The organism is Cellvibrio sp. (genome assembly GCF_053579595.1).
The window spans coordinates 1-3,402 of record NZ_JBRFPI010000448.1 but is presented as its reverse complement, the minus strand read 5'-3'; the positions used below and the strand labels follow the sequence as shown (position 1 = coordinate 3,402).

The 3,402-nt window shown below is 52.5% G+C and carries 5 protein-coding genes; all 5 read left to right on the top strand.

All coding sequences use genetic code 11. The features are described 5' to 3' along the window. Positions 1–272: 272 nt before the first annotated feature. Entirely contained in the window at positions 273–623 is a 351-nt protein-coding gene (locus ACWA6V_RS19450; protein WP_449524046.1) for an ArsR/SmtB family transcription factor, read from the top strand. Positions 624–691: 68 nt separating this feature from the next. After that, positions 692–1,228, top strand: coding sequence for an SRPBCC family protein (locus tag ACWA6V_RS19445; RefSeq protein ID WP_449524045.1), 537 nt, complete (start codon positions 692–694; stop codon positions 1,226–1,228). A gap of 118 nt (positions 1,229–1,346) precedes the next feature. Further along, complete coding sequence (locus ACWA6V_RS19440) at positions 1,347–1,817, top strand: RrF2 family transcriptional regulator (protein ID WP_449524044.1); 471 nt, start codon at positions 1,347–1,349, stop codon at positions 1,815–1,817. Between the two features lie 3 nt (positions 1,818–1,820). Continuing rightward, positions 1,821–2,726 (top strand): NAD(P)/FAD-dependent oxidoreductase, encoded by a 906-nt coding sequence (locus ACWA6V_RS19435; RefSeq protein WP_449524043.1) that lies wholly within the window; start codon positions 1,821–1,823, stop codon positions 2,724–2,726. Between the two features lie 146 nt (positions 2,727–2,872). Next, positions 2,873–3,402: PEP-CTERM sorting domain-containing protein (locus ACWA6V_RS19430; RefSeq protein WP_449524042.1), on the top strand; the 530-nt coding region annotated here is incomplete at its 3' end.

The following is a 3,402-nucleotide window of genomic DNA, read 5'->3' as shown; positions in this document are numbered from 1 at the left end:
ACCAATTGATTTATATATTATTATTTAATTCACACCACAAACAGGTGCAGAACATCGAGTAGCATTTATTCAACCTGAAAATTGGCCGCCACTTGATATACCGGGCGGCCAAATTATTTAATTCGTCCCGCTACAGCCCGCAGCTACAACTAATCCCAACTCCCAATCCGACCAACCTGATACTCATCAGCTCCCAATGGTAGAATCAACTTGTACCCATTTATTCAACCAAATGGTTGACAATAGGCTCAATCAAGAGAATACTTAACCACATGGTAAACAATAAAGACGAACAACTCGACGCCGTATTCCACGCCCTCGCCGACCCCACGCGGCGCGCGATGGTTGCACGGCTGGCGCAATCGCCCTGCGGCATTAGCGAATTGGCGGCGCCGTTTGATATGACGCTCGCGGCGGTTTCCAAACACATCAAAGTATTGGAAGGCGCGGGCTTGGTGGTGCGCAATATTCAGGGTCGCAACCACACCTGCCAATTGGATGCGCGCCCCATGCACGGTGGCATCGAATGGCTGCGCCACTATGAACAGTTCTGGAACCAACGGCTGGATGCACTGACCGCTGCGTTGATCGCAGAGGATCAAGCGCGCAGCAGCAAGGAGTAAACCGGGTCAACACTCTCCGAGTCAGACCCTCATTTTCCCACCACAGGCCACGGCCAAAGGAGATTGAGATGAACGACTACGGTGTATTAACAGCCCCCGATACCCTGCGTATTGAACGCATGTTGCCCGGCCCGATTGAGCGTGTCTGGCAATATCTGACCGATTCCGACAAGCGCGCCACCTGGCTCGCAGAGGGTAAAGTCGAGCAACAGATCGGCGGCAAAGTGGAGCACACTTTCCGCAATTCCGAGTTGTCACCCGAACACGACATCCCGCCCCCCAAATATTCCAACTGCGCGGGCGATGTACCCATGCTCGGTAAAGTCACCGCCTGCGAACCGCTGCGTTTGCTGAGTTATTTATGGAATGCCGGATCTGAGGGTGAATCGGAAGTGAGTTTTGAACTCGCACAACTTAAGGATCAGGTAAAACTCACCGTCACCCATCGCCGCCTGAATAATCCCGACGAACGCTTAAGTGTCGCCGGTGGCTGGCATACCCATCTCAATATTTTGCGCGATCGCCTGGAAGGCAAAACCCCGGAAGGATTCTGGAAGGTGCATACACGCCTGGAACAGGAATATGCGCAGCGCCTGGCGGGATAAGCCTTCAGACTTTTAATCCAGCTAACGATATATTCACGTAACAATAAAAGTTGCATAAGATAAAAACATGCAGTATCTTTTCACGTAACAAATAGTATTACGTGAAAAGGTGCTGCTTATGAAACGCGATTCCCGACTATCCGGCGTTCTACACGTCCTCCTGCATATGGCCGAAACCAATGTCCCCATGACATCGGAAGCACTGGCCAACATGATGAAAACCAACCCGGTGGTGATTCGCCGTGTGCTCGCCGGTTTGCGTGAGCACCAACTGGTCTGCTCCGCCAAAGGCCACGGCGGCGGCTGGCAGATTTGTCGCGAACTGGAAACCATCACCCTGCACGATATTTACCGCGCGCTCGATGAACCCACTCTGCTCGCCATGGGCAACCGCACCGAGGCACCCGGTTGTCTGGTGGAAGAAGCGGTGAACAACGCGCTCAACCAAGCCTTTCATGAAGCTGAAAACCTGCTACTGGAACGCTTCCGCAGCGTGACCCTCGCGCAACTCAGCGCCGATTTCCACCAGCGCAAACAGGCGCGCGGATTTTCCGGCCACCACGAACATTCGATTTTTCCCGAGGAGTAAGCCATGCAAATTTTCGACGTGATTGTGATTGGCGGCAGCTATGCCGGTATGGCCGGAGCACTGCAATTGGCGCGCGGGCGGCGACAAGTGGCGGTGATTGATGCGGGTATTCGCCGCAACCGTTTTGCCGAACATTCCCACGGCGTATTGGGGCAGGATGGCAAATCCCCCGCGCTTATCGCCAGCGAAGCAAAAGCCCAGCTGCTGGAGTATCCCAACCTCACCTGGATCGAAGGCACAGTGGAATCCGCCGAAAAAGCGGGCGATTTATTTACGGTTATCACTGGCGATAATAAAACCCTTAGCGCCAAACGCTTACTGCTCGCCTCCGGTGTAAGCGACCATTTGCCCGCCATTACCGGCTTGCAAGACCGCTGGGGCAAAACCGTTTTTCACTGCCCTTATTGCCACGGCTACGAATTGAACCAGGGCCTGCTCGGCGTGCTCGCCGTGAGTGAAGCCTCTGTACACCAAGCGCTGTTGATTCCGGATTGGGGCCCAACCACCTTATTTACTAACAACTGTTTTACGCCGAATGAGCTCCAGCTCAAACAATTGGCCGCGCGCAATGTGCGTATCGAAACTGAGCCGGTGAGCGAAATTGCGGGGGAGCAATCTGCCGTAGTGAAACTCGCCAATGGCAGATTGGTCGAGCTGGCCGGATTATTCGTTGCCTCACTCACCAAACCCGCCAGCCCCATCGCCTATGATCTGGGCTGCGAGCTGGCCGAAAGCCCGATCGGTTTTTATGTAAAGACCGATGAATTCAAACAGACCACGATTCCCGGCGTGTACGCCTGTGGTGATTTAGGCCGAGCAATGGGCAGCGTAACCTTTGCGATCGGCGATGGGGCACAGGCAGGGTTTGCGGTGCATCGCTCGCTGATTTTTGAAGGCTTGCCTGCGTAAAACGTGATTAAACGATCGAAAGTGTCGATTAATTTAACATGTATAGCGTTTTGTAGTTTAAGAAATTCTTATAATTCAATCACTTAATGATTTGGCGCTAAAATTGCTATATAGATGGCGTCATATTCATCTTGTTAGGAAAACACATGTTCACCAAGCACGTAGTAAGTTTTTTTGCCGCCACCCTCATCAGCCTTGGGGCTAATGCTGGCGTTATTTTTGAAGACGATTTTAATACTGAAGCAGGAGCTGCAGGCGTTTCCAGCCTCAACTACACCGGTTTCAGCAATTGGGCCGTATCTAACGGTACTGTCGATGTAGTCGCAAATGGCAACGGCTGGGGTATCACCTGTGCCGGTGGTAGCGGCAAGTGTGTGGATCTGGATGGATCAAGCGGTAATGCCGGCATACTGACCAGCTCTTTGTTGTCACTCGGCGCAGGCACTTACACCCTGAGCTTTGATATTTCCGGCAACCAACGCGGCGGCGGAGCTGACAGCTTCACCTTGGCATTAGGCGGATTTTTGAATGAGTCATTCAGTCTTGTTCCTACTGCACCATGGCAAACCATTACCCGCACCTTCACCGTAGTGGGTAACAGTGCAAACAACATCATTTTCAATCACGCTGGTGGCGATAATATCGGCATCATGCTCGACAACATTTCCTTGAGCAA

Coding starts and splice junctions, on each gene's coding strand:
- ACWA6V_RS19440 (WP_449524044.1), top strand. CDS start 1,347: ATGAAACGCGATTCCCGACTATCCGGCGTTCTACACGTCCTCCTGCAT.
- ACWA6V_RS19435 (WP_449524043.1), top strand. CDS start 1,821: ATGCAAATTTTCGACGTGATTGTGATTGGCGGCAGCTATGCCGGTATG.
- ACWA6V_RS19450 (WP_449524046.1), top strand. CDS start 273: ATGGTAAACAATAAAGACGAACAACTCGACGCCGTATTCCACGCCCTC.
- ACWA6V_RS19445 (WP_449524045.1), top strand. CDS start 692: ATGAACGACTACGGTGTATTAACAGCCCCCGATACCCTGCGTATTGAA.